The organism is Pseudomonas sp. NBRC 111143 (assembly GCF_001320965.1).
GTDB lineage: Bacteria > Pseudomonadota > Gammaproteobacteria > Pseudomonadales > Pseudomonadaceae > Aquipseudomonas > Aquipseudomonas machongensis.
In genome coordinates, this window is the sequence record NZ_BCBT01000036.1 from 1 (window position 1) to 19,284 (window position 19,284).

A 19,284-nucleotide genomic window follows, 5' to 3' on the forward strand; every position below is an offset into this window, starting at 1 on the left:
GCTCCTACAGGGGCTATGTAGCCCGCTGAAGGTCAGTGATGCTTGCGCGGCACTGGCGTGAGCAATTCATCCGGCGGCATCTCGCACTTGATCTTGCGCCCCAGCAGTTCCTCGATCGCCGGCAACTGGTAGGAGTCATCCTCGCCGGCAAAACTGATCGACACACCACTGGTGCCTGCACGGCCGGTACGGCCGATGCGGTGCACGTAGTCGTCCGGGTCTTCCGGCAGGGTGAAGTTGATCACGTGGCTGATACCGTCGATATGGATCCCGCGCCCGGCCACGTCGGTGGCCACCAGCACGGTGATGCGCCCTTCGCGGAAGTTTTCCAGGGTACGGATGCGCTTGTGCTGCGGCACATCGCCCGACAGTTGGGCGGCATTGATGCCGTCGCGCACCAGCTTCTCCTCGATGCGCCGCACCTCGTCCTTGCGATTGGCGAAGACCATCACCCGTTCCCACTTGTTCTGCGTGACCAGGTTGTACAGCAGCTTGTACTTGTCGCTGCCCGCCACGGCATAGACGTGCTGCTCGACCGTCTCGCTGGCGACGTTCTCCGGCTCGATCTCGACGATGGCCGGATCAGTGGTCCACTGCTTGGCCAGGTTCATGACGTCGTCGGTGAAGGTGGCGGAGAACAGCAGGGTCTGGCGTTCGCTCTTGGGCGGGGTCTGGCGGATGATCTGGCGTACCTGTGGGATGAAGCCCATGTCGAGCATGCGGTCGGCTTCGTCCAGCACCATCACCTCGACCATGTCCAGGTGCACTTCGCCGCGTTGCTGGAAGTCCAGCAGGCGGCCCGGGGTGGCGACCAGGATGTCGCAGTAGCGCTTTTCCAGGGCCTTGAGCTGCTTGTCGTACTCCATGCCGCCGACGAAGCTCATCACGTTCAGCCCGCTGTACTTGGTCAGGGCCTCGGCGTCCTTGGCGATCTGCACCACCAGTTCGCGGGTCGGGGCGATGATCAGGGCACGCGGCTCGCCCATGTAGCGTTCCTTGGGCGGCGGGGTTTGCTGCAGCTGCGAGATGATCGAGATCAGGAACGCGGCCGTCTTGCCGGTGCCGGTCTGGGCCCGGCCGATGGCATCCTGGCCACGCAGGGTGTAACCCAGGACCTGGGCCTGGATCGGCGTGCAGTAGGGGAAGCCCAGGTCGTGGATGGCATGCATCAGCTCGTTGGAGAGCTTGAAGTCGTGGAAGCGGGTCTTGCCTTCCTGAGGCTCGACCACGAAGTCCTCGGGCTTCCACAGGCTGGCCTGGGGCTTGGGTTTGCGCTCACGGCGGGTTTTTTCCCGGGGCGGCTCGACAGGCGCGGCTTCAGCCTTGGCCACAGGTTCGGGCTGGCTGCGCGGCGCAGACTTCGCTCTTGGCGGTTTCGGGGGCCGGGCCGGTGCAGGCTGAGGCGTGGGTGCAATCACGGGGGCAGCGGGCGCGACGGCCTGTGGGGCGGCGTCTCCCTTGCCGAATATTTTCTTGAGTGCCTTGAGCACGGTCGTCTCGTCAACTGGTTAAGGAATGTACGCCGGGCAGTGTAATGCAAGATCCAGGCTCGGCGTAGTACCGGGTGTAGTCCAATGCGCCGACGGCTACAGGCGCACGTCGATTTACAGCAGGCGCTTGGCCAGCCAGTCGTGGATATCGCTCAGTTCCTCGACCACCACCTCGTGTTCCATGGGGTATTCGTGCCAGCGCGCGGCCACGCCCCAGGTGTTCAGGTACTCGAAGGCCGTGCGGCCCATCGACGGGATCACCACCGGGTCATGCACGCCATGCAGGCATAGGGCCGGGGTACGTTGCTGGCAAGCGCTGAGCTGATGGCTTTCGGTGAAGGTCGGTGCGTAGGTGGACAGGGCGATCACCCCTCCGAGCGCTTCCTGCCACTTTATATAGGCGGTATGCAGCACTACGGCGCCGCCCTGGGAAAATCCGGCGAGGATGATCCTCGACAGGTTGATGCCCTTGGCCTGCTCGGCCTTGATCAGCTCGATGACCTGGTCGGCCGATTCTTCAAGTTGCGCCTCGTCGATGGCCCGGGCCGGGGTCATGGCCTTGATGTCGTACCAGCTCGGCATGGCATAGCCGCCGTTGATGGTGACTGGGCGGGTCGGCGCCTGGGGCATGATGAAACGGGTGCTTTGCAGACGTTCCTGCATGAATTCGGCCACCGGTAGGAAGTCGTAACGGTCGGCCCCCAGGCCGTGCAACCAGATCACACAGGCGTCGGCGGTCTTCTGGGGTTCGAGAATCAGCGGGTTGGTCATGACTGCTCCGAAAAAGTGCGTAAGAACTTATTGAGTGCGTAAAAAGAAGGCGCTGGTGGTTAGTGCCATAAAAAGATGTCGCAACTCTACAACTTTACCCCCTTGACGCATGCTTAAACGCTTAAGGCGGCAACTATGGTACGCGCTTTGCTACGTTCGTACCGATGCGATGGACGGGGACCTGAACGGTAACACCCGCCCACGTGGATGGAAGGCTGTCACAGAACAGCCCATTGCGCCAATTGACCCAAAAACAAGCCAACAAGGGTCGGATGCGCCTCATAAGGGTGCGGTGCAATTCCGGCTCGGTACAACAAGAGCATTTGGAGGTTGTTGATGAAGATGTTGAAAACCACGCTGGCAGTCCTGACCGCTGCCGCCACCCTGGGCACCGTGGGCGCCGCCCAGGCTGGCGCCACGCTCGATGCGGTAAAGAAGAAGGGCTTCGTCCAGTGTGGCGTGAGCGACGGCCTCCCGGGCTTCTCCGTTCCTGACGCCCAAGGCAAGATCGTCGGCATCGACGCCGACGTCTGCCGCGCCGTGGCTGCCGCCGTGTTCGGCGACGCCACCAAGGTCAAGTTCAGCCAGCTCAACGCCAAGGAGCGCTTCACCGCGCTGCAGTCCGGCGAAGTCGACGTACTGTCGCGCAACACCACCTGGACCAGCTCGCGTGACGCTGGCATGGGCCTGGTGTTCGCCGGTGTCACCTACTATGACGGCGTGGGCTTCCTGGTGAACAAGAAGCTGGGCGTTTCCAGCGCCAAGGAGCTCGATGGCGCGACCATCTGCATCCAGGCCGGTACCACCACCGAGCTGAACGTCTCCGACTACTTCCGCGCCAATGGCCTGAAGTACACCCCGATCACCTTCGACACCTCCGACGAGAGCGCCAAGTCGCTGGAGTCCGGTCGTTGCGACGTGCTGACGTCCGACAAGTCGCAGCTCTACGCACAGCGCTCCAAGCTGGCGGCTCCCACCGAGTACGTGGTGCTGCCGGAAACCATCTCCAAGGAGCCCCTGGGCCCGGTCGTGCGTAAAGGCGACGAGGAGTGGTTCAGCATCGTCAAGTGGACCCTCTACGCCATGCTCAACGCCGAAGAAGCAGGCGTGACCTCGAAAAACGTCGAGGCCGAAGCCAAGTCCACCAAGAACCCCGACGTCGCCCGCCTGCTGGGTGCCGACGGCGAGTACGGCAAGGACCTGAAGCTGCCCAAGGACTGGGTAGTGCAGATCGTCAAGCAAGTCGGTAACTACGGTGAAGTGTTCGAGAAGAACCTGGGCAAGAGCACCCCGCTGGAAATCGACCGCGGCTTGAATGCCCTGTGGAACAACGGCGGCATCCAGTACGCACCGCCTGTGCGCTGATGGCTGCCCCCCGCGACGGCATCCGGCCGTCGCGGGTCGTTCGACTCCCTTCTTTTCGGGGCATTTCATGCAAAATCATATCGGCGCACGGAAAGGGTTATCCCTGAGCGATCCACGTGTGCGCGCGTGGCTGTTCCAGATCATCACGGTCGTGGCCGTGATCGGCCTGGGCTGGTACCTCATCCACAACACCCAGACCAACATGCAGCACCGAGGGATCACCTCGGGCTTCGACTTTCTCGAGCGCAGTGCCGGTTTCGGCATCGCCCAGCACCTGATCGACTACACCGAAGCCGACACCTATGCACGGGTGTTGCTGGTCGGCCTGCTCAATACCCTGCTGGCAAGTGTCATCGGCATCATCATCGCCACCGTGCTTGGCTTCGTCGTCGGCGTTGCCCGGTTATCCTCGAACTGGGTGATCAGCAAGCTCGCGGCCGTTTACGTCGAGACCTTCCGTAACATTCCACCGCTGCTGCAGATCCTGTTCTGGTACTTCGCGGTATTCACCGCCTTGCCGGGGCCACGCGGCAGCATCAACATCGATGACCTGTTCTTCATCAGCAGCCGTGGCGTGAACATGCCCGGAGCCTCCATCGGCGAAGGTTTCTGGCCGTTCGTCGTGGCGGTGCTGCTGGCGGTCGTGGCCATTGTCCTGATGGTGCGCTACGCCAACAAACGCTTCGATGAGACCGGCCAGCCGTTCCACAAGTTCTGGGTAGGGCTGGCGCTGCTCGTTGGCATTCCCGGTATCAGCGCGCTGCTGTTTGGCAACCCATTGCAGTGGGAAGTGCCGCAGCTCAAAGGTTTCAACTTCGTCGGCGGCTGGGTGCTGATTCCCGAATTCCTCGCGCTGACCCTGGCACTGTCGATCTACACCGCCGCCTTCATCGCAGAAATCGTACGCGCCGGTATCCGCTCGGTCAGCCATGGCCAGACCGAAGCGGCCCGTTCGCTGGGCCTGCGCGAAGGGCCGACCTTGCGCAAGGTCATCATTCCGCAGGCGATGCGGGTGATCATTCCGCCGCTGACCAGCCAATACCTGAACCTGACGAAGAACTCGTCGCTCGCGGCGGTCATCGGCTACCCGGAATTGGTGTCGCTGTTTGCCGGCACGGTGCTGAACCAGACCGGCCAGTCGGTCGAGGTCATGGCGATCACCATGGCTGTGTATCTGACGATCAGCATCAGCATCTCGTTGCTGATGAACTGGTACAACAAGCGCATTGCGCTGATCGAGCGGTGAGGACAGGCGCATGACTTCCCATGTTTTCAAACCCGATATGCCGCCACCGGTGAAGACCGTCGGCGTGCTGGCGTGGATGCGCGCCAACCTGTTCTCCAGCTGGATCAACACGCTGTTGACCCTGTTCGCGATCTACCTGGTCTGGCTGATCGTGCCGGCACTGCTGCAGTGGGCGTTCCTGGACGCCAACTGGACGGGCACGACCCGCGCGGACTGCACCAAGGACGGCGCATGTTGGGTGTTCATCCAGCAACGCATCGGCCAGTTCATGTACGGCTATTACCCGAGCGAGTTGCGCTGGCGGGTCGACCTGACCGTGTGGCTGGGCGTGATCGCCGCCGCACCGCTATTCATCCGCCGGTTCCCGCGCAAGGTGCCCTACGGTATTGGTTATCTGGTGCTGTATCCGATCCTCGCCTACCTGCTGCTGCACGGTGGCAGTTTCGGCCTGACGCTGGTGCCGACCTCGCAATGGGGCGGCCTGATGCTGACCCTGGTCATCGCGACCGTAGGTATCGCCGCAGCCTTGCCGCTGGGCATCCTGCTGGCGCTGGGACGGCGCTCGAAGATGCCGGTGGTCAAGGCCGTGTCGGTGACTTTCATCGAGTTCTGGCGTGGCATTCCGCTGATCACCGTGCTGTTCATGTCGTCGGTGATGCTGCCGCTGTTCATGCCCGAGGGCACGAGCTTCGACAAGCTGCTGCGGGCGATGATTTTCGTGATCCTGTTCGAGTCGGCCTACATTGCCGAGGTGGTTCGCGGCGGCCTGCAGGCGATTCCCAAGGGGCAGTACGAGGCAGCTGCGGCGATGGGGCTGGGCTATTGGCGTGCCATGGGCCTGGTGATCTTGCCGCAGGCCCTGAAGCTGGTGATCCCCGGCATCGTCAACACCTTCATCGCGCTGTTCAAGGACACCAGCCTGGTGATCATCATCGGCCTGTTCGACCTGCTCAACAGCACCCGCCAAGCCACGGCAGATCCTGCCTGGCTCGGCATGGCGACCGAGGGCTACGTGTTCGCGGCCCTGGTCTACTGGATTTTCTGTTTCGGTATGTCCCGCTACTCCATGCACCTGGAGCGCAAGCTGGACACTGGCCACAAGCGTTAGGAGTTTCGAAATGAGTGAAGCGATCAAGCAGCCTGCCGGCCCCGAAGGCATCATCCAGATGCAGGGTGTGAACAAGTGGTATGGCCAGTTCCATGTGCTCAAGGATATCAATCTGAACGTACGCCAGGGCGAGCGCATCGTCCTGTGCGGGCCGTCCGGCTCGGGCAAGTCCACCACCATCCGCTGCCTGAACCGGTTGGAAGAGCACCAGCAGGGGCGCATCGTCGTCGATGGCGTGGAACTGACCAACGACCTCAAGCAGATCGAGGCGATCCGTCGTGAAGTCGGCATGGTGTTCCAGCACTTCAACCTGTTCCCGCACCTGACCATCCTCGAGAACTGCACCCTGGCACCGATGTGGGTTCGCAAGATGCCCAAGCGCAAGGCCGAGGAAATTGCCATGCATTACCTGGAGCGTGTGCGTATTCCAGAGCAGGCGCACAAGTTTCCGGGGCAGTTGTCGGGCGGTCAGCAGCAACGTGTGGCCATTGCCCGCGCGCTGTGCATGAAGCCCAAGATCATGCTGTTCGACGAGCCGACTTCGGCACTCGATCCGGAAATGGTCAAGGAAGTGCTCGACACCATGGTCGGCCTGGCCGAAGACGGCATGACCATGCTCTGCGTCACCCACGAGATGGGCTTCGCCCGCACCGTGGCGAACCGGGTGATCTTCATGGACAAGGGCGAGATCGTCGAGCAGGCCTCGCCGGATGACTTCTTCGACCGGCCGCGCAGTGACCGGACCAAGTTGTTCCTGAGCCAGATCCTGCACTGATGTGACTGGGGCCGCAAAAGCGGCCCCATGTCGTTGTTACTTTTCTTCCTTGGTCGCCACCGGCGCCGGTGGCGGACGCAGCCCGACCTCGGCAATCAGCTTCAACTGCTTGCCATTGCGCATCACCTCGATGCTGATCTTCTCGCTGGGTTTGATTCGTGCCACCTGGTTCATCGACCTGCGACCATCGCCGGCCGGCTCGCCATTGATGCTCATGATCACGTCACCCAGTTGCAGCCCGGCACGCTGGGCCGGGCCGTCGCGGAAAATACCGGCGACAACGATGCCCGGACGCCCCTGCATGCCGAACGACTCGGCCAGCTCCTCGCTCAATGGCTGCGTCTCGATGCCCAGCCAGCCGCGAATCACCTGGCCGTGCTCGACGATCGATTTCATCACCTCCAGCGCAAGCTTGGCGGGGATGGCGAAACCGATACCCTGCGAACCACCGGATTTGGAGAAGATCGCGGTGTTGATGCCGATCAGATTGCCGTTGGCGTCGACCAGTGCACCGCCGGAGTTGCCCGGGTTGATGGCCGCGTCAGTCTGGATGAAGTCTTCATAATTGTTCAGCCCCAGCTGGTTGCGGCCGGTGGCGCTGATGATGCCCATGGTCACGGTCTGGCCGACGCCGAAGGGGTTGCCGATGGCCAGGCAGACATCGCCGATGTGGATGTTATCGGAGCGGCCGATGGTGATGGCTGGCAGGTTCTTCAGGTCGATCTTCAGCACCGCCAGGTCGGTTTCCGGGTCGCTGCCGATGACGCGGGCCAGGGTCTCGCGGCCATCCTTGAGCGCCACCACGATCTGGTCGGCCCCGCTGGTCACGTGGTTGTTGGTCAGCAGGTAGCCTTCGGGGCTCATGATCACCGCCGAGCCCAGGCTCGATTCCCAGCGCCGCTGCTTGGGCAGGTTGTCGCCGAAGAAACGACGGAACTGCGGGTCTTCGAACAGCGGATGGGCGCTCTTGTTGACCACTTTGGTGGTGTACAGGTTGGCGACCGCGGGCGCCGCCAGGGTGACGGCGTCGGCATAGCTGACCGGGCCCTGCATGATCCGGGAAGTCTGCGGTGCCTGTTGCAGGTTGACGTCCTGGCTGGGCAGGCCGACCCATTCCGGGAAACGCTGGATGATCAGTGCGGCGATCAGTACGCCAGTGAGCAGGGGCCAGCCAAAGTAACGCAAAGCCTTGAGCATCGAATGAATCCTGGAAATGGGACGAGGGCCGGGGCGCGAACGCGCGCGATCATACACCTCGGTGATCGGTGAGGGTATGGATCGCGAAGCAGCCGAAGCTGATGTACGCCGGTTTCCCCGAATCCGGCGACGGCCCATAATGGCGCCCAGTATACGAGGCCTGGCGCCCGTTGAAGCAGCGAATTACGAGGAGATTTTCCATGGCCGTCGCCCTTAGCACCCTGGTCGAGGAAGCCGAGCGCTACCTGTCCAGCGCCAAGATCCAGGATTACTGCCCCAACGGCCTGCAGGTCGAGGGGCGTCCGCAGGTCAGCCGCATCGTCACGGGCGTCACGGCCAGCCAGGCCTTGCTCGATGCCGCAGTCGAAGCCGAGGCCGACCTGGTGCTGGTGCACCATGGCTACTTCTGGAAGGGCGAGAGCCCGTGCATCACCGGGATCAAGCAGCGGCGCATCAAGACCCTGCTCAAGCACGACATCAGCCTGCTGGCCTTCCACCTGCCGCTGGACGTGCACCCTGAGGTGGGCAACAACGTGCAGTTGGCGCGCCAGCTCGATATTACCGTCGAAGGCCCTCTCGACCCCGAAAACCCGCGGGTGGTCGGCCTGATCGGCTCGCTCGCCGAGCCCATGTCGGCCGGCGATTTCGCCCGCCGCGTGCGCGAAGCCATGGGCCGCGAGCCGCTGTTGGTCGAGGGGGAGGGGATGATCCGCCGGGTTGGCTGGTGCACCGGTGGCGGCCAGGATTATATCGACAACGCCATCGCCGCGGGTGTCGACCTGTTCATCAGCGGCGAGGCCTCGGAGCAGACGTACCACAGCGCGCGCGAGAACGGCATCAGCTTCATCGCAGCAGGGCACCACGCCACCGAACGCTATGGGGTGCAGGCGCTGGGCGACTACCTGGCCAAGCGCTTTGCCCTGGAACACCTGTTCATCGATTGCCCGAATCCGATTTAGGCAGGTGCGGTCCTCAAACCCCCAGTCATATCATTAGACCGTTTCGATCTAGCTGGCCTCCTAAATAGAATCAGGCGCTGTGATAAAGTGGCTCGCTCGAACACGGCCCGCTGGCCGTCCATAAGATCGTTTTTCGTGAGTAGCCATGGTCGACAAACTGACGCACTTGAAACAGCTGGAGGCGGAGAGCATCCACATCATCCGCGAGGTGGCCGCCGAGTTCGACAACCCGGTGATGCTGTACTCGATCGGCAAGGACTCCGCCGTGATGCTGCACCTGGCGCGCAAGGCTTTCTTCCCGGGCAAGCTGCCGTTCCCGGTGATGCACGTCGACACCCAGTGGAAATTCCAGGAGATGTACCGCTTCCGCGACAAGATGGTCGAGGAAATGGGGCTGGAGCTGATCACCCACGTCAACCCCGAGGGTGTGGCGCAGGGGATCAACCCCTTCACCCACGGCAGCTCCAAGCACACCGACATCATGAAAACCCAAGGCCTGAAGCAGGCGCTGGACAAGCATGGTTTCGACGCCGCCTTCGGTGGCGCTCGCCGCGATGAAGAGAAGTCGCGGGCCAAGGAGCGTGTCTACTCGTTCCGCGACAGCAAGCACCGCTGGGACCCGAAGAACCAGCGTCCGGAGCTGTGGAACGTCTACAACGGCAAGGTCAACAAGGGCGAGTCGATCCGCGTCTTCCCGCTGTCGAACTGGACCGAGCTGGACATCTGGCAGTACATCTACCTCGAAGGCATCCCGATCGTGCCGCTGTACTTCGCCGCCGAGCGTGAAGTCATCGAGAAGAACGGCACCCTGATCATGATCGACGACGATCGCATCCTCGAGCACCTGAGCGACGAGGAGAAGGCGCGCATCGTCAAGAAGAAGGTGCGTTTCCGTACCCTGGGCTGCTACCCGTTGACGGGCGCTGTCGAGTCCGAAGCCGAAACGCTGACCGACATCATTCAGGAAATGCTTCTGACGCGTACTTCCGAGCGTCAGGGCCGAGTCATCGACCACGATGGCGCCGGCTCCATGGAAGACAAGAAACGTCAGGGCTACTTCTAACTTCAGGGTTACTCCATGTCGCACCAATCCGATTTGATCAGCGAAGACATCCTCGCTTATCTGGCTCAGCACGAGCGCAAAGAACTGCTGCGTTTCCTCACCTGCGGCAACGTGGATGACGGCAAGAGCACCCTGATCGGGCGCCTGCTGCACGACTCCAAGATGATCTACGAGGACCACCTCGAGGCCATCACCCGTGACTCGAAGAAGTCCGGTACCACGGGCGAGGAAGTCGACCTGGCGCTGCTGGTCGATGGCCTGCAGGCCGAGCGCGAGCAGGGCATCACCATCGATGTCGCCTACCGCTACTTCTCCACCGCCAAGCGCAAGTTCATCATCGCCGACACCCCGGGCCACGAGCAGTACACCCGCAACATGGCCACCGGCGCCTCGACCTGCGACCTGGCGATCATCCTGGTCGATGCCCGCTACGGCGTGCAGACTCAGACCCGCCGCCACAGCTATATCGCCTCGTTGCTGGGCATCAAGCACATCGTCGTCGCGATCAACAAGATGGACCTCAAAGGCTTTGACGAGCAGGTCTTCGAGTCGATCAAGGCCGACTACCTGAAGTTCGCCGACGCCATCGACCTGAAGCCGTCGAGCCTGCACTTCGTGCCGATGTCGGCGCTCAAGGGCGACAACGTCGTCAACCGCAGCGAGCGCTCGCCGTGGTACACGGGCCCGGCGCTGATGGAGATCCTCGAGACCGTCGAGGTTTCGGCTGACCGCAACGTCACCGACCTGCGTTTCCCGGTGCAGTACGTCAATCGCCCGAACCTGAACTTCCGCGGCTTTGCCGGCACCATCGCCAGTGGCGTGGTGCACAAGGGCGACGATATCGTGGTGCTGCCGTCGGGCAAGAGCAGCCGCGTCAAGTCCATCGTCACCTACGAGGGCGAGCTGGAGAACGCAGGCCCAGGTCAGGCCGTGACCCTGACCATGGAAGACGAGATCGACATCTCCCGCGGCGACCTGCTGGTGCATGCCGACAACGTCCCGCAGGTGGCCGACCAGTTCGAGGCCATGCTGGTGTGGATGGCCGAGGAGCCGATGCTTCCGGGCAAGAAGTACGACATCAAGCGCGCCACCAGCTATGTGCCAGGCTCGATTGCCAGCATCACCCACAAGGTCGATGTGAACACCCTGGAGCAGGGCGCCGCCAGTGCGCTGCAACTGAACGAGATCGGTCGCGTCAAGGTCGCCCTGGACGCCGCCATCGCACTGGACGGCTACGACAGCAACCGCACCACCGGTGCGTTCATCGTCATCGATCGCCTGACCAACGGCACCGTTGGCGCCGGCATGATCATCGCCCCGCCGGTGCTGCCGCACGGCGGCACCGGTCAGCACGGCAAGCTCGCCCACGTCTCCACCGAGGAGCGTGCCTTGCGCTTCGGCCAGCAACCAGCCACCGTGCTGTTCAGCGGCCTGTCGGGCGCCGGCAAGAGCACCCTGGCCTACGCCGTGGAGCGCAAGCTGTTCGACATGGGCCGTGCGGTCTACGTGCTCGACGGCCAGAACCTGCGCCATGACCTGAACAAGGGCTTGCCGCAGGATCGCGCCGGTCGCACCGAGAACTGGCGTCGTGCTGCTCACGTGGCGCGCCAGTTCAACGAGGCCGGCCTGCTGACCCTGGCCGCCTTCGTCGCCCCGGATGCCGAAGGCCGCGAGCAGGCCAAGGCGCTGATCGGCAAGGAACGCCTGGTGACCGTCTACGTCCAGGCTTCGCCGCTGGCGTGCCGCGAGCGCGACCCACAGGGCCTGTATGCCGCCGGTGGCGACAACATCCCGGGTGAAAGCTTCCCGTTCGATGTGCCGCTGGATGCGGACCTGGTGATCGACACCCAGAGCACCAGCGTCGAGGACGGCGTGAAGCAAGTGCTGGATGTGCTGCGCCAGCGCGGCGCGATCTGACGTTCGCTGCTGCACCAGAAACCCCGCCTCGGCGGGGTTTTCTGTTGGTGGCCAGACCCATTCAGGCAAGCCCATTGTCCTGCCGCCACGTCATCACCTTTTGAACAATGCTGTTCGCCGACTCGCTTGTGCCTGATTCAGGGTGATAGATGAGGTCTGACCCCTGCGGGTGAGCGGTGATGTCGATGAAGTGCTCCAGCAACCCATCCTGGAACTCGGACGAACCTTGTGCGGTGACGAGCATTTCGACCAGTGATTCGAACTCGTCAGATGCGTAGTCGCTCAGCTGTTGCCTGAAGGTGATCATTCCTCGACCTCCGAGGACAGCGCATATTGCAGGGCGCTCATGATCCGCATGTTGTCCATGTCGTACACCACTGCGCTGAGCTCCGGTGGCAAGAGGTGGCAGATCTGGTAGGAGCGCAAGCCTCTGGCCGTTTCACCGAACGGCGCGCGAGGCGCCCAGCCTTTCTTGATTCGGTTCAATTGCGATTCGACGAATTGCTTCGAGAGTACCGGGTCTTCGGCGATGGTCATCCAGAAGGTGCTGGAGAACTGGTCGAAGCTTGTGAAATGGTGTCCGGCGAGTTTTTGGGCGATGTGAGTGGGGATGGGTGTGGCCATGTCGTTCGGGCTCCTTGTGCACGACAGGGTGAGGTGTCCCATGATCAACGCTTGGTCAGCCAGGGAATAGATTCCGATTGCCGAGTTCTGCGCGGGTTGTTTTCTTGTGGCGAGTCAGAAAACTCCGCTACTGGTGTCGTCCAGGGCTGGCACCCTGTGCAAGACGCCTAGATATGCTTCTCCCCCACCGGAATCACTCGCCTTTCCTTCACTGCCTTGTACGAAAAGCTCGAATAGATTTCCTTCACCCCGGGCAGTGTCTGCAGCACTTCGCGGGCGAATTCGCCGAAAGACTCCAGGTCCCGCGCAAGGACCTCCAGGAGAAAGTCATAGCGCCCCGAGATGTTGTGGCAGGCGACGATTTCCGGGATTTCCATCAGGCGCTTCTCGAAGGCGCGTGCAGCGTCCTTGTTGTGCGATTCCATCATGATGCTGACGAATGCAGTGACGCCAAAGCCCAGAGACTTGGGCGAAAGGATGGCCTGGTAGCCGGTGATGTAGCCGCCTTCCTCCAGTAGCTTTACCCGACGCCAGCAAGGTGAAGTGGTCAGGGCGACCTGGTCGGCGAGGTCGGCGACGGTGAGGCGGGCGTTGTCTTGCAGGGCGCCAAGCAGGGCGCGGTCGGTTCGGTCGAGAGGGGCTGGCATGGTGTGCCCTTTTTTCGGTCTGATTGTTGTTTTTGTTCCAGAACTGCCGATGTTCACGGGGCAATTTGGAAAAAAATCCGGTGTGCCAAGGCATAAGCTTAGAACAAACAACAAGGAGGCTGTTGTCATGCGCGCCACTGTCGACAAGACCGGTTTTTCCACGCGGGCCATTCACCATGGCTACGACCCGCAGTCCCACGGTGGTGCGCTGGTGCCGCCGGTCTACCAGACCGCGACCTACGCGTTCGAAAGCGTCGAGTATGGTGCGGCCTGTTTTGCCGGCGAGCAGGCCGGGCATTTCTACAGCCGTATCTCCAACCCGACCCTGTCCCTGCTCGAGCAGCGCATGGCTTCGCTTGAAGGTGGCGAGGCGGGCCTGGCGCTGGCCTCGGGGATGGGCGCCATTACGTCCACGCTGTGGACGCTGCTGCGTCCCGGTGATGAGCTTATCGTCGGCGATACCCTGTATGGCTGCACCTTCGCTTTCCTGCACCATGGCATCGGCGAATTCGGCGTCAAGGTGAAACATGTCGATCTGAACGATCCCGCTGCGCTCGAGGCGGCGATCACCTCCAATACACGGATGATCTATTTCGAAACCCCGGCCAACCCCAACATGCACCTGGTGGACATCGCCGCAGTGGTGGGCGTGGCGCGCCAGCATGAGCTGCTGGTGGTGATCGACAACACCTACTGCACCCCCTATCTGCAACGCCCGCTGGAGCTGGGCGCGGACCTGGTGGTGCATTCGGCGACCAAGTACCTCAGTGGCCATGGCGATATCACCGCCGGGTTGGTGGTGGGGCGCAAGGCGCTGATCGACCGTATTCGCCTGGAAGGCTTGAAGGACATGACCGGCGCCGTGCTGTCGCCGCACGACGCATCGCTGCTGATGCGCGGTATGAAAACCCTGGCCCTGCGCATGGAGCGCCATTGCAGCAATGCCTTGCGCGTGGCGCAGTTTCTGGAGCGGCATCCGCAGGTCGAGCTGATTCACTACCCTGGCCTGCCGAGCTTTGCACAGTTCGGCCTGGCGCAGCGGCAGATGCGTTTGCCGGGCGGGATGATTGCGTTCGAGCTCAAGGGTGGCATCCAGGCGGGGCGACGCTTCATGAACGCGTTGCAGCTGTTCAGGCGTGCAGTGAGCCTGGGCGATGCCGAGTCGCTGGCGCAGCACCCGGCGAGCATGACCCATTCGAGCTATACGCCCGAGGAGCGGGCGCAGCATGGGATCTCCGAGGGGTTGGTGCGGTTGTCGGTGGGCCTGGAGGATGTCGACGACCTGCTGGCGGATCTTGGGCAGGCCCTCGGGAGCCGTGTTCGAGTTGAGTGATGGCCACTTCTCGCGGGCACAAAAAAAGGCCGCTTTACGCGGCCTTTGTCATGCTTGCTGGGTCAGCGCTTGAGGCCGTAGCTCTCGTCGAGCATGCCCGGCGAGTTCGGCGCCTTGGGCGCGTAGTCACGTGGGACTTCGGCGGTATCCTTCGGCGGTGTCAGGCGATCGCGCGGACCTTGCGCGGCTTCGGAGTGCAACGAAGCGAGCAGGCGCTGACGGGTCAGTTCGTCCAGGGCCAGGCGATTGGCCCCGTCCGCCAGGTGATCCTGCACATCCTGGTAGCTCTGGGTCAGTTTCTTGACCAGCGAAGCAGTGCTGTTGAAGTGGGTGACCACTTCGTTCTGGTAATTGTCGAAACGCTGCTGGATGTCATCCAGCTGGCGTTGCGTACTGCTGGGAGCCGCGTTGGGGAGAAGGCGGGCCAGGGCGAAACCGACGACGACACCAACGACCAGTGCCAGGGTCGGCAGCAACCAAACAAGGAGCGAGTGTTCCACGAGTCCTTCCTCTATAAACGGCTTTGCTTTACGTTAACGGCTCAGACCTGCGCTGTATACCGCGAGCAATCGCAAATCAGAACAGAATTCCCCCTCTAGACGAATCGACCCCCCTCGAGGTCACGGAGTAGTGCCTTGCTTGTCCGCGAAACCCCCTTGTTCATCGACGGCCCCAGTGGCCCGCTGGAAGCCTTGTACCTGGACGTGGAAGATGCCCGCGGCGTGGTGCTGATCTGCCACCCCAACCCGGTCCAGGGCGGCACCATGCTCAACAAGGTGGTCTCGACGCTGCAACGCACGGCTCGCGATGCCGGCTACAGCACCCTGCGCTTCAACTACCGTGGCGTCGGCCAGAGTGCCGGCAGCCACGACATGGGTGCTGGCGAAGTGGCCGATGCCGAGGCCGCCGCGGCCTGGCTGCGCGACAAACACCCTGAGCGGGCGCTGGTACTGATGGGCTTCTCGTTCGGGGGCTTCGTCGCCGCCAGCCTGGCTGGGCGCCTGGAGGCCGACGGGGTGACGCTGCAACATCTGTTCATGATTGCCCCGGCGGTGATGCGCCTGACCGAGCAGTTCCCGCTGGCGCAGCAGTGCCCGATCACCGTGGTCCAGCCCGACGCCGACGAGGTGGTCGACCCTGCGCTGGTCTATGAATGGTCCGACACACTGACGCGCCCCCATGAGCTGCTGAAAGTGGCAGAATGCGGACACTTCTTCCATGGCAAGCTGACCGATCTGAAGGATCTGGTGCTGCCGCGTCTTTCGAACTGAGCCAAGCCTGAATAAGCGATCACCCATGACCACGCGCATTCTCACCGGTATCACCACCACCGGCACCCCGCACCTGGGCAACTACGCCGGTGCCATCCGCCCGGCGATCCTCGCCAGCCAGCAGCCCGGTGCCGACTCGTTCTACTTCCTGGCCGACTATCACGCCCTGATCAAGTGCGACGACCCGCTGCGCATCCAGCGCTCGCGCCTGGAAATCGCCGCCACCTGGCTGGCCGGCGGCCTGGATCCGGACAAGGTCACGTTCTACCGCCAGTCCGACATTCCCGAGATCCCCGAGCTGACCTGGCTGCTGACCTGCGTGGCTGCCAAGGGCCTGCTCAATCGTGCCCACGCCTACAAGGCCTCGGTCGACAAGAACCTGGAAAACGGCGAAGACCCGGATGCCGGTGTGTCCATGGGCCTGTACAGCTATCCGGTGCTGATGGCTGCCGACATCCTGATGTTCAACGCACACAAGGTCCCGGTCGGTCGTGACCAGATCCAGCACGTTGAGATGGCCCGTGACATCGGCCAGCGCTTTAACCACCTGTTCGGCCAGGGCAAGGAGTTCTTCGTCCTGCCCGAGGCGGTGATCGAGGAGAGCGTGGCCACGCTTCCGGGCCTGGACGGTCGCAAGATGTCCAAGAGCTACGACAACACCATTCCGCTGTTCACCAGCGCCAAGGACATGAAGGACGCCATCTCGCGCATCGTCACCGATTCGCGTGCCCCAGGCGAGGCGAAGGACCCGGACAACTCCCACTTGTTCACCCTGTACCAGGCCTTCGCCAGCGCCGCACAAGCCGGCGAGTTCCGCGAAGAGCTGCTGCAGGGCCTGGGCTGGGGCGAGGCGAAAAGCCGCCTTTTCCAGTTGCTCGACGGCCAGTTGGCCGAGAAGCGCGAGCACTACCATCAATTGATCTCGCGGCCGTCGGACCTGGAAGACATCCTCCTGGCCGGCGCCGCCAAGGCCCGCAAGATTGCCACGCCGTTCCTCGAGCAGTTGCGTGAGTCGGTGGGCCTGCGCTCCTTCCGCAGCAGCGTCCAGGTCAACGCCGAAGTGAAGAAGAAGGCCGCCAAGAGCGCGCGCTTCGTCAGCTTCCGCGATGAAGACGGCAGCTTCCGCTTCCGCCTGCTGGCCGCCGATGGCGAGCAACTGTTGCTGTCGCGCAGCTTCGCCGACGGCAAGAGTGCAGGCGCGGTGAGCAAGCAACTGCAGCAGGGTGGCGAGGCGGATGTGCGTGTAGATGGCCTGGGCTTCAGCCTGTGGCTCGATGGCGAGCAGGTGGCCGACGGGCCGCAGTTCGCCGATGCAAGCGCCCGTGATGCGGCGGTGCTGAGCCTGCGTGAGGCGTTGGCGCCCCAGCAGGACTGAGGCATATTGACACAAGTCTGATTGCCATTAAGCGGGCCGGTCGCTACAGTGACGGCCCGTTTTTTGTTGCCTCGCTAACGAATCATGACGCCCCTAGAACGATATCAAGCAGATCTGAAACGCCCCGATTTCTTCCATGACGCGGCGCAGGAAACGGCTGTGCGTCACTTGCAGCGCCTGTACGACGACCTGGTCGCCGCGCAGAACAACAAGCCGGGCGTGTTCGGCAAGCTGTTCGGCAAGAAGGAGCAGACGCCGGTCAAAGGCCTGTATTTCTGGGGCGGGGTGGGGCGTGGCAAGACCTACCTGGTCGACACCTTCTTCGAGGCGCTGCCGTTCAAGGAGAAGATGCGCACCCACTTCCACCGCTTCATGAAGCGTGTGCACGAGGAAATGAAAACCCTCAAGGGGGAGAAGAACCCGCTGACCATCATCGCCAAGCGCTTCTCCCAGGAAGCCAAGGTGATCTGCTTCGATGAGTTCTTCGTGTCCGACATCACCGATGCGATGATCCTCGGCACCTTGATGGAAGAGCTGTTCAAGAACGGCGTCTCGTTGGTGGCGACCTCCAACATCGTGCCGGACGGCCTGTACAAGGACGGCCTGCAGCGTGCGCGCTTCCTCCCGGCCATCGCCATGATCAAGCAGTACACCGATGTGGTGAACGTCGACAGTGGCGTCGACTATCGCTTGCGCCACCTGGAGCAGGCGGAGCTGTTCCACTTCCCGCTCAACGAAGCTGCCCACGAGAGTCTGCGCGCCAGTTTCAAGGCACTGACCCCCGATTGCACCCAGGCGGTCGAGAACGACGTGCTGATGATCGAGAATCGCGAGATCCACGCGTTGCGCACCTGTGACGACGTCGCCTGGTTCGACTTCCGCGCCCTGTGCGACGGTCCGCGTAGCCAGAACGACTACATCGAGCTGGGCAAGATCTTCCATGCCGTGCTGTTGAGTAATGTCGAGCAGATGGGCGTCACCACCGACGACATCGCCCGCCGCTTCATCAACATGGTCGACGAGTTCTATGATCGCAACGTCAAGCTGATCATTTCGGCCGAAGTCGAGCTCAAGGACCTCTACACCGGCGGGCGCCTGAGCTTCGAGTTCCAGCGTACCCTCAGCCGACTGCTGGAAATGCAGTCCCACGAGTTCCTGGCTCGCGCGCACAAACCCTGAAGCAGTACCTGACCCCTGGCAGGCGCGGGCTTGGCGCACCCGCTAGGGGAGGTTGGTGTTCTCAGGCTTCCTGCATGAACTGCTGCCGATACTGGTTCGGCGACAATTCAGTGTGCTGGCGGAAGAGTCGGGCGAAGAAGCTCGCGTCGTCGTACCCCACCTCATAACTGATGGTCTTGATGCTCTTGCGGGTGCTCGAGAGCAGGCCCTTGGCTGTCTCGATGCGCAGGCGCTGCAGGTAGTGCAGTGGCTTGTCCCCGGTCGCGCTCTGGAAGCGGCGCATGAAGTTGCGGATGCTCATGCCATGGTTGCGCGCCACGTCCTCGAAGCGGAACTTGTCGGCGAAGTGCTCCTCCAGCCAGTGCTGGATCTGCAGGATGATCAGGTCCTGGTGCAGCTTCTGGCCGCCAAAGCCCATGCGCCCCGGCGTGTAGTTGCGCTGCACTTCGTAGAGGATGTCGCGAGCCACCGCCCGGGCGACGTTGGCGCCGCAGAAGCGCTCGATCAGGTAGATGTACAGGTCGCAGGCCGAGGTGGTGCCGCCGGCGCAGTACAGGTTGTCGGCGTCGGTCAGGTGCTTGTCCTGGTTCAGGCGGATGGTGGGGAAGCGTTCGGCGAAGCTGTTGAAGAAGCGCCAGTAGGTGGTCGCCTCCTTGCCGTCGAGCAGGCCTGACTCGGCGAGCCAGAACACGCCGCTGGCTTCACCGCACAGCACGGCGCCACGGGCGTGCTGCTCACGCAGCCAGGGCAGGACTTGCGGGTAGCGGGCGAGCAGGTTGTCGAAGTCGTCCCAGAACGCCGGGAGGATGATCACATCGGCGTCGCCCAGGCCACTGTCGACGGGGAGTTGTACGTCGCTGAAGCTGTCCACCGGCTGGCCGTCAGGGCTCACCAGGTGAATCTCGAACATCGATTGCAGCCCCAGGCCCAGTTGCTTGCTGTAACGCAGGCTGGCCAGGTGGAA

At 62.6% G+C, this 19,284-nt stretch carries 19 protein-coding genes; 11 read left to right on the top strand and 8 right to left on the bottom strand.

Annotated elements, in window-relative coordinates:
* Positions 1-32 precede the first annotated feature (32 nt).
* Together rhlB and APH44_RS18725 are read right to left on the bottom strand one after the other, a co-directional pair.
* Entirely contained in the window at positions 33-1,490 is a 1,458-nt protein-coding gene (gene rhlB, locus APH44_RS18720) for an ATP-dependent RNA helicase RhlB (protein ID WP_054893970.1), read from the bottom strand.
* A 114-nt stretch (positions 1,491-1,604) separates the two neighbouring features.
* Positions 1,605-2,261 (bottom strand): alpha/beta hydrolase, encoded by a 657-nt coding sequence (locus tag APH44_RS18725; protein WP_054893971.1) that lies wholly within the window; start codon positions 2,259-2,261, stop codon positions 1,605-1,607.
* A gap of 336 nt (positions 2,262-2,597) precedes the next feature.
* On the opposite strand from APH44_RS18725, the gene APH44_RS18730 reads away from it, so the two are divergent.
* The 4 genes from APH44_RS18730 to APH44_RS18745 all read left to right on the top strand — a co-directional run bounded on the left by APH44_RS18730 (position 2,598) and on the right by APH44_RS18745 (position 6,755).
* Positions 2,598-3,626, top strand: coding sequence for an amino acid ABC transporter substrate-binding protein (locus APH44_RS18730; protein WP_054893972.1), 1,029 nt, complete (start codon positions 2,598-2,600; stop codon positions 3,624-3,626).
* A gap of 67 nt (positions 3,627-3,693) precedes the next feature.
* On the top strand, positions 3,694-4,872 hold the full coding sequence (locus APH44_RS18735; RefSeq protein WP_054893973.1) for an amino acid ABC transporter permease: 1,179 nt from the start codon (positions 3,694-3,696) through the stop codon (positions 4,870-4,872).
* A gap of 10 nt (positions 4,873-4,882) precedes the next feature.
* A complete protein-coding gene (locus tag APH44_RS18740; protein ID WP_054893974.1) occupies positions 4,883-5,980 on the top strand; it encodes an amino acid ABC transporter permease in 1,098 nt (365 codons plus the stop codon).
* A gap of 10 nt (positions 5,981-5,990) precedes the next feature.
* A complete protein-coding gene (locus tag APH44_RS18745; RefSeq protein ID WP_054893975.1) occupies positions 5,991-6,755 on the top strand; it encodes an amino acid ABC transporter ATP-binding protein in 765 nt (254 codons plus the stop codon).
* 36 nt (positions 6,756-6,791) lie between these two features.
* Here the strand turns inward: APH44_RS18745 and algW are convergent, their stop codons facing one another.
* Positions 6,792-7,952 (bottom strand): Do family serine endopeptidase AlgW, encoded by a 1,161-nt coding sequence (gene algW, locus APH44_RS18750; protein ID WP_054893976.1) that lies wholly within the window; start codon positions 7,950-7,952, stop codon positions 6,792-6,794.
* 200 nt (positions 7,953-8,152) lie between these two features.
* On the opposite strand from algW, the gene APH44_RS18755 reads away from it, so the two are divergent.
* From APH44_RS18755 to cysN, 3 genes are all read left to right on the top strand, one after another.
* Complete coding sequence (locus APH44_RS18755) at positions 8,153-8,911, top strand: Nif3-like dinuclear metal center hexameric protein (protein WP_054893977.1); 759 nt, start codon at positions 8,153-8,155, stop codon at positions 8,909-8,911.
* Between the two features lie 145 nt (positions 8,912-9,056).
* Positions 9,057-9,974, top strand: a complete 918-nt coding sequence (gene cysD, locus APH44_RS18760) for a sulfate adenylyltransferase subunit CysD (protein WP_009408193.1) — start codon at positions 9,057-9,059, stop codon at positions 9,972-9,974.
* Between the two features lie 15 nt (positions 9,975-9,989).
* Positions 9,990-11,891 carry a sulfate adenylyltransferase subunit CysN gene (gene cysN, locus APH44_RS18765; RefSeq protein ID WP_054893978.1) on the top strand — a complete coding sequence of 634 codons (1,902 nt, stop codon included), beginning with the start codon at positions 9,990-9,992 and terminating at the stop codon, positions 11,889-11,891.
* Between the two features lie 61 nt (positions 11,892-11,952).
* Here cysN and APH44_RS18770 read toward each other — a convergent pair whose 3' ends face one another.
* From APH44_RS18770 to APH44_RS18780, 3 genes are all read right to left on the bottom strand, one after another.
* Positions 11,953-12,198 (bottom strand): bacteriocin immunity protein, encoded by a 246-nt coding sequence (locus APH44_RS18770; RefSeq protein WP_054893979.1) that lies wholly within the window; start codon positions 12,196-12,198, stop codon positions 11,953-11,955.
* A complete protein-coding gene (locus APH44_RS18775; protein ID WP_054893980.1) occupies positions 12,195-12,515 on the bottom strand; it encodes an S-type Pyocin in 321 nt (106 codons plus the stop codon). Before APH44_RS18775 ends, APH44_RS18770 begins: the two co-directional genes overlap by 4 nt.
* Before the next feature lie 167 nt (positions 12,516-12,682).
* Positions 12,683-13,162 (bottom strand): Lrp/AsnC family transcriptional regulator, encoded by a 480-nt coding sequence (locus APH44_RS18780; protein WP_054893981.1) that lies wholly within the window; start codon positions 13,160-13,162, stop codon positions 12,683-12,685.
* Between the two features lie 127 nt (positions 13,163-13,289).
* Here APH44_RS18780 and APH44_RS18785 point away from each other — a divergent pair, with 127 nt between their 5' ends.
* Positions 13,290-14,495 (top strand): methionine gamma-lyase, encoded by a 1,206-nt coding sequence (locus tag APH44_RS18785; RefSeq protein WP_054893982.1) that lies wholly within the window; start codon positions 13,290-13,292, stop codon positions 14,493-14,495.
* Positions 14,496-14,557: 62 nt separating this feature from the next.
* Here the strand turns inward: APH44_RS18785 and APH44_RS18790 are convergent, their stop codons facing one another.
* Complete coding sequence (locus APH44_RS18790; RefSeq protein WP_054893983.1) at positions 14,558-14,995, bottom strand: YhcB family protein; 438 nt, start codon at positions 14,993-14,995, stop codon at positions 14,558-14,560.
* A 135-nt stretch (positions 14,996-15,130) separates the two neighbouring features.
* Here APH44_RS18790 and APH44_RS18795 point away from each other — a divergent pair, with 135 nt between their 5' ends.
* From APH44_RS18795 to zapE, 3 genes are all read left to right on the top strand, one after another.
* A complete protein-coding gene (locus APH44_RS18795; RefSeq protein WP_054893984.1) occupies positions 15,131-15,766 on the top strand; it encodes an alpha/beta hydrolase in 636 nt (211 codons plus the stop codon).
* Between the two features lie 25 nt (positions 15,767-15,791).
* Positions 15,792-17,141 carry a tryptophan--tRNA ligase gene (locus APH44_RS18800; protein WP_054893985.1) on the top strand — a complete coding sequence of 450 codons (1,350 nt, stop codon included), beginning with the start codon at positions 15,792-15,794 and terminating at the stop codon, positions 17,139-17,141.
* An 84-nt stretch (positions 17,142-17,225) separates the two neighbouring features.
* On the top strand, positions 17,226-18,320 hold the full coding sequence (gene zapE / locus APH44_RS18805) for a cell division protein ZapE (protein ID WP_054893986.1): 1,095 nt from the start codon (positions 17,226-17,228) through the stop codon (positions 18,318-18,320).
* Between the two features lie 61 nt (positions 18,321-18,381).
* Here zapE and APH44_RS18810 read toward each other — a convergent pair whose 3' ends face one another.
* Positions 18,382-19,278 carry a GlxA family transcriptional regulator gene (locus tag APH44_RS18810; RefSeq protein ID WP_172964850.1) on the bottom strand — a complete coding sequence of 299 codons (897 nt, stop codon included), beginning with the start codon at positions 19,276-19,278 and terminating at the stop codon, positions 18,382-18,384.
* Between the last annotated feature and the right edge of the window lie 6 nt (positions 19,279-19,284).

What these genes read in the sequence shown, in the direction of transcription:
- APH44_RS18735 (WP_054893973.1), top strand. Translation starts at nt 3,694, where the DNA reads ATGCAAAATCATATCGGCGCACGGAAAGGGTTATCCCTGAGCGATCCA.
- APH44_RS18780 (WP_054893981.1), bottom strand. Translation starts at nt 13,162, where the DNA reads ATGCCAGCCCCTCTCGACCGAACCGACCGCGCCCTGCTTGGCGCCCTG.
- APH44_RS18755 (WP_054893977.1), top strand. Translation starts at nt 8,153, where the DNA reads ATGGCCGTCGCCCTTAGCACCCTGGTCGAGGAAGCCGAGCGCTACCTG.
- APH44_RS18800 (WP_054893985.1), top strand. Translation starts at nt 15,792, where the DNA reads ATGACCACGCGCATTCTCACCGGTATCACCACCACCGGCACCCCGCAC.
- zapE (WP_054893986.1), top strand. Translation starts at nt 17,226, where the DNA reads ATGACGCCCCTAGAACGATATCAAGCAGATCTGAAACGCCCCGATTTC.
- APH44_RS18770 (WP_054893979.1), bottom strand. Translation starts at nt 12,198, where the DNA reads ATGATCACCTTCAGGCAACAGCTGAGCGACTACGCATCTGACGAGTTC.
- algW (WP_054893976.1), bottom strand. Translation starts at nt 7,952, where the DNA reads ATGCTCAAGGCTTTGCGTTACTTTGGCTGGCCCCTGCTCACTGGCGTA.
- APH44_RS18730 (WP_054893972.1), top strand. Translation starts at nt 2,598, where the DNA reads ATGAAGATGTTGAAAACCACGCTGGCAGTCCTGACCGCTGCCGCCACC.
- APH44_RS18785 (WP_054893982.1), top strand. Translation starts at nt 13,290, where the DNA reads ATGCGCGCCACTGTCGACAAGACCGGTTTTTCCACGCGGGCCATTCAC.
- cysN (WP_054893978.1), top strand. Translation starts at nt 9,990, where the DNA reads ATGTCGCACCAATCCGATTTGATCAGCGAAGACATCCTCGCTTATCTG.
- APH44_RS18740 (WP_054893974.1), top strand. Translation starts at nt 4,883, where the DNA reads ATGACTTCCCATGTTTTCAAACCCGATATGCCGCCACCGGTGAAGACC.
- APH44_RS18775 (WP_054893980.1), bottom strand. Translation starts at nt 12,515, where the DNA reads ATGGCCACACCCATCCCCACTCACATCGCCCAAAAACTCGCCGGACAC.
- APH44_RS18725 (WP_054893971.1), bottom strand. Translation starts at nt 2,261, where the DNA reads ATGACCAACCCGCTGATTCTCGAACCCCAGAAGACCGCCGACGCCTGT.
- cysD (WP_009408193.1), top strand. Translation starts at nt 9,057, where the DNA reads ATGGTCGACAAACTGACGCACTTGAAACAGCTGGAGGCGGAGAGCATC.
- APH44_RS18745 (WP_054893975.1), top strand. Translation starts at nt 5,991, where the DNA reads ATGAGTGAAGCGATCAAGCAGCCTGCCGGCCCCGAAGGCATCATCCAG.